The sequence below is a fragment of the Aquincola agrisoli genome (assembly GCF_036621135.1).
GTDB classification, from domain to species: domain Bacteria; phylum Pseudomonadota; class Gammaproteobacteria; order Burkholderiales; family Burkholderiaceae_C; genus Aquincola; species Aquincola agrisoli.
Genome location: NZ_JAZIBG010000022.1, coordinates 1 through 5,506 on the forward strand (window position 1 = coordinate 1; position 5,506 = coordinate 5,506).

Annotated in this window: 4 protein-coding genes; all 4 read left to right on the plus strand. The window is 71.3% G+C overall.

Annotation, left to right across the window (positions count from 1 at the left end; all coding sequences use genetic code 11):
- Positions 1–25: 25 nt before the first annotated feature.
- On the plus strand, positions 26–1,030 hold the full coding sequence (locus V4F39_RS09700) for a TRAP transporter substrate-binding protein (RefSeq protein ID WP_378235205.1): 1,005 nt from the start codon (positions 26–28) through the stop codon (positions 1,028–1,030).
- Positions 1,027–2,457, plus strand: coding sequence for an aldehyde dehydrogenase family protein (locus V4F39_RS09705; protein ID WP_332289144.1), 1,431 nt, complete (start codon positions 1,027–1,029; stop codon positions 2,455–2,457). Before V4F39_RS09700 ends, V4F39_RS09705 begins: the two co-directional genes overlap by 4 nt.
- A 20-nt stretch (positions 2,458–2,477) precedes the next feature.
- Positions 2,478–4,250 carry a thiamine pyrophosphate-binding protein gene (locus V4F39_RS09710; protein ID WP_332289145.1) on the plus strand — a complete coding sequence of 591 codons (1,773 nt, stop codon included), beginning with the start codon at positions 2,478–2,480 and terminating at the stop codon, positions 4,248–4,250.
- Positions 4,251–4,272: 22 nt separating this feature from the next.
- On the plus strand, positions 4,273–5,506 hold a 1,234-nt coding region (locus V4F39_RS09715; protein ID WP_332289146.1), incomplete at its 3' end, for a CaiB/BaiF CoA transferase family protein.

A 5,506-nucleotide genomic window follows, 5' to 3' on the forward strand; every position in this document is an offset into this window, starting at 1 on the left:
GACGACGACGACGAGAAGATGGCTGCTGAACGCGGCGGGCACGGCGCTGCTGGCGCTGAGCGCGGTGGTGCCGCTGCAGGCGCAGGCGCAGGACATCAAGGAGCGCAACCTGAAGTTCGCGCTGAGCCTGGCCAAGGACCACCCGCTGGGGGTGGGGGCGCAGAAGTTCGCGGACCTGGTGTCCGCGCGCAGCGGCGGCAAGATCAAGATCACCGTGTACCCGGCGGCCATGCTGGGCAGCGACCCGCAGAACCTGTCGGCCGCGCGCGGGGGCACGGTGGACTTCACCACCATGGCCACGGGGCTGTTCGTCGGGCTGCACAAGGACTTCATGCTGTTCGACTTCCCGTTCCTGTTCAACGACGCGCAGGAGGCCTACGCGCTGGCCGACGGCCCCGTCGGGCGCAAGCTCCAGGACAAGCTGCCCGAGTACGGCCTGGTCGGCCTGGGGCTGTGGGACCTGGGCTTCCGCAACATGACCAACAGCAAGCGCCCGATCGAGAAGTACGAGGACCTGGCGGGGCTGAAGCTGCGCGTGCTGTCCTCGCCCATCTACATCGACCTGTTCAACACCCTGGGCGCCAACCCCGTGCCCATGACCTTCGGCGAGCTGTACATGGCGCTGGAGAGCAAAACCGTGGACGGCCAGGACAACCCCGTGGGCGTCATCGAGAACGCCAAGTTCGCCGAAGTGCAGAAGTACCTCTCGCTGACCCGCCACGTCTACACCGCCATGCCGGTGGTCATGAGCAAGAAGACCTGGGACGGCATGTCCGCGGCCGAGCACAAGATCATCAGCGAGGCCGCGCGCGAGGCCATGCTCGAGCAGCGCAAGATCTCCCAGTCCAAGGAGCTGCAGTCCATCGGCCAGCTCAAGGCCAAGATGCAGGTCAACGAGGTCAGCCCCGGCGAGATCGCGCGCCTGCGCGACAAGGTCAAGCCCGTCGTCGACAAGTACAGCAAGGAAGTCAGCGAAGCGCTGGTCGCCGAGGCCAACGCCGAGCTGGCCAAGATGCGGGGCGCCAAGTGACGGAGCTGCGCCATGCACGGCTGCTGATCGGTGGCGAGTGGGTGGACGGCGCCGAGCGCTTCCCCGTCTACGACAAGTACACCGGCGCGCTGATCGGCCACGGCGAGTCGGCCTCGCAGGCGCAGGTGGAGGCGGCGGTGGCCGCCGCCCGCCGCGCCTTCACCGGCCACCAGCTGGCGCCGTACGACCGCTTCCTCATCCTGACCCGGGCGGCCGCGCTGATCGAGGAGCGGCGCGAACTGCTGGCCCGCACCATCACGGCCGAGGCGGGCTTCCCGTCGGTCGACGCCCAGAACGAGGTGAGCCGCGCGGCGCAGACCTTCATCCTGTCGGCCGAGGAAGGCAAGCGCCTGGCCGGCGAGGTGGTGCCCATCGAAGCCGCGCCGGGCCATGCGCACCGCATGGCCTTCACCATCCGCGCGCCGCGCGGCGTGGTCTGCGGCATCACCTCGTTCAACTCGCCCCTGAACATGGTGGCGCACAAGGTGGCGCCGGCGCTGGGTGCGGGCAACACCGTGGTGGTGAAGCCGCCGCAGACCACGCCGTTCTCGGCCGCACTGCTGTGCCAGATCCTGCTCGACGCGGGCCTGCCGCCGTCGCACCTCCACCTGGTGCACGGCCCCGGCAGCCAGATCGGCGGCTGGCTGGTCGACCACCCCGGCATCGACTTCTACACCTTCACCGGCAGCACCCCGGTGGGCCAGCGCATCCGCGCCAGCGTGGGGCTGCGCCCGGTGGCGCTGGAGCTGGGCTCCATCGCCGCGACCATCGTCTGCGAGGACGCCGACCTGCAGCGCGCGGCCACCCGCGTCGTGCAGTCGGGCTTTCGCCGCGCGGGCCAGGCCTGCACCTCCACGCAGCGCCTGTTCGTGCAGCAGGGCGTGCTCGATGACTTCCTGCCGCGGCTGCTCGAGGCCGCGCGCGCCCTGAAGGTCGGCGACCCCCACGACCCCGCCACCGTCATCGGCCCGATGATCAGCGAGGCCGAGGCCCGGCGCGCCGAGCGCTGGGTCGAGGAGGCCGTGGCCGAGGGCGCGCGCGTGCTGCTGGGCGGCACGCGAGAGGGCGCGCTGATGCAGCCCACCATCCTCACCGACGTCACCCCGAAGATGCGCGTGCTGCGCGAGGAGATCTTCGCGCCCGTCTTCTCGGTGATCCCCTACGGCGGCTTCGACGAGGCCGTGGCGCAGGTGAACGCGACGCCCTTCGGCCTGGCCGCGGGCCTGTTCACCCGCGACGTCATGCGTGCGCTCAACGCCGCGCGCCAGCTGCACGTGGGCGTCGTGCACATCAACGAGCCCTCGACCAGCCGCGTCGACCTGATGCCGTTTGCCGGGGTCAAGGACAGCGGCATCGGCACCGAAGGCCCCCGCTACGCCATGCGCGAGATGACCGAGGAGCGCCTGATCACGGCGAGCCTGTCCTGAGCACGACAAGGAGGAACCCGATGGAACAGAACAAGATGGACAAGATGACCGGCGCGATGTACATCGCCCAGTGCCTGAAGCAAGAAGGCGTCGACAAGGTCTTCGGCCAGTGCGGCCACACCAACTACGCGCTGATCGACGCCTGCCAGCGCCTGGGCATCGAGTACGTGTCGTTCCGCCACGAGCAGCAGGCGGTGCACGCGGCCGACGCGTACTTCCGCGTGTCGCACCGGCTGGCGGTGATCAACGTGCACCTGTCGCCCGGCCTGACCAACGCGCTGACCGGCGTGGCCACCGCCGCGGCCGACGGCACGCCGATGGTCGTGATCGCCGGCAACACGCCGTCGTACCACCACGCCCGCGAGGCCCACCAGCAGATGCGGCTGCATGCCGACGCCTCCCAGGGCGACATGTTCCGCCCGGTGTGCAAGCGCGTGTGGCGCGTCGACGACGCGAAGTTCCTGCCCGACGTGATGCCGCGTGCGCTCAACCTCGCGCAGACCGGGCGCTCCGGCGCGGTGCTGGTGGACGTGCCGATGGACGTCTTCTCCGGCATCGTCGAGCCCGCCGGCGAGGCCCCGATGGCCGCACGCCGCCCGGCCTACCGCCGCGTGGCCGGCGACGCCGAGGGCGTGGCCCGCGCCGCGGAGCTGCTGGCCAAGGCGCAGCGCCCGGTGATCTTCGCCGGCAACGGCGTCACCCTGTCGGACGCCTCGGCCGAGCTGGCGCAGCTCGCGCGGCGGCTGCACGCCCCGGTGGCCACCACGCTGATGGGCAAGGGCCTGTACCCCGAGGACGACACCCTGTCGCTGGGCACCACCGGCATCTGGGGCACCCGCGCGGCCAACGACACCACCCGCACCGCCGACGTCATCCTGGCCGTGGGCACCGCCTTCGGCGAGGCCGACTGCAGCTCCTGGCGCCCGGAGCACACCTTCGACATCCCGAAGACCCGCCTGATCCAGATCGACATCGACCCGGTGGAGATCGGCAAGAGCTACCCGGTGGAGGTGGGCATCGTCGGCGACGCCAAGGCCACGCTGCAGGCCCTGATCACGCGCCTGGGCGAGGCCCCGCGCGCCGAGGCCGCCGCGCGCGCGCAGCTCGACCAGGTCGCCCAGCGCAAGGCCGCCTGGCAGCAGGAACTCACCGCCTCCCAGCACGACACCGGCCGGCCCATCCACCCGGCCACGCTGCTGCGCGAGCTCTCCGAGGCCGCGCCCGACGACGCCATCTTCGTGACGGACGTGGGCTGGAACAAGAACGGCGCCGGCCAGCAGCTGCAGGTCAAGCGCCCGCAGTCCTTCATCACCAGCGGCGGCATGGCCACCATGGGCTTCTCGCCCGCCGCGGCCATCGGCGCCAAGCTCGGCGCGCCGAACCGCAAGGTGATCGGCCTGGTGGGCGACGGCGGCCTGACCTCGGTGATGGGCGCGCTGGCCACCTCGGTGGAGCTGAACATCCCGGTGCTGTGGCTGCTGTTCAACAACTTCTGCTTCTCCACCATCCGCACCGTGGGCGGCACCTACTTCAAGAACACCTACGGCACCGAGTTCCAGCGCCCCGACGGCCAGGCCTACAACCCCGACTTCATGCTGATGGCCCAGTCCTTCGGCATCGCCTCGTCGCTGATCGAGGACCCGCGCGAGCTGGGCGCCGGGCTGCGCCACGCGCTGGCCCAGGACCGGCCCTACCTGCTGGAGGTGCGCACGCGCGGCGACCTGCCCATGCCGCGCACCGGCTTCTGGGACATCGCCGAGTTCCTCGAAGGCGGCAACCTCATCTCCGACTGACCGCCGCGGCGAAGACCCCCCGATGCACAGCCACACCGCCATGCCGCTGCCTTCGCGCGACTACACCCCCGCCGCCACCGGCACGCTCGAGGGCCTGCGGGTGCTGGACCTGTCGCGCCTGTTCGCCGGCAACGTGATGACCCAGATCCTCGGCGACTTCGGCGCCGAGGTGATCAAGGTCGAACCGCCCGCCGGCGACACGCTGCGCGCCTGGCAGACCCGCGGCGTCTCCACCCACTGGAAGCTCTACGCGCGCAACAAGAAGAGCCTGTGCCTGGAGCTGCGCCAGCGCAAGGCCTGCGAGCTGCTGCTGGAGCTCGCGGGCTCGGCCTCGATGCTCGTCGAGAGCTTCCGCCCGGGGGTGCTCGAGCAGATGGGCCTGGGGCCGGACGAGCTGCTCAAGCGCAACCCCAAGCTCGTGATCGTGCGCATCTCGGGCTGGGGGCAGTCGGGCCCGTACAGCCAGCGCCCGGGCTTCGGCACGCTGATCGAGGGCATGTCGGGGTTTGCGGAGCTCAACGGGTTTGCCGACCGCGAGCCGGTGCTGCCGCCGATGTACCTGGCCGACGGGGTGGCGGGGCTGTACGGCGCCTCGGCCGCGATGATCGCGCTGCGCGAGGTGGAGCAGCGCGGCGGGCGCGGCCAGGTGATCGACCTGCCGCTGCTGGATCCGCTGTTCGCGCTGCTGGGGCCGCAGGCCGCGCAGTACCGCCTGACGGGCACGCTGCGCCAGCGCACCGGCAGCCGCTCGACCAACTCGGCCCCGCGCAACGCCTACCGCTGCAAGGACGGGCGCTACGTGAGCCTGTCGGGTTCGACGCAGAAGATGGCCGAGCGCACGCTGCGCGCGGTCGGGCGCGCGGAGCTGATCGACGACCCGCGCTTCCGCACCAACGCCGACCGGGTGCGCCACGCCCAGGCGCTCGACGAGGTGATCGGCGGCTTCATCGCCCAGTACACCCAGCAGGAGGCGGTGGCGCTGTTCGAGCGCGCCGAGGTGACGGTCGGGCCGATCTACGACATCTCGCAGATCGTCGAGGACCCGCACGTGATCGCCCGCGAGCTGCTGGCCGACTACCCCGACGAGGAGATGGGCCGCCTGCCCATGCACCACGTGGTGCCGCGCCTGGACACCACCCCGGGCTCGATCCGCCAGCCCGCGCCCAAGCTGGGCGAGCACAACCGCGAGCTGCTGCGCGAGCTCGGCGTCGACGACGGCGGCTACCGCGCGCTGGTGGAGGCCGGGGTGGTCTGCG

Coding starts and splice junctions, on each gene's coding strand:
- V4F39_RS09710 (WP_332289145.1), top strand. CDS start 2,478: ATGGAACAGAACAAGATGGACAAGATGACCGGCGCGATGTACATCGCC.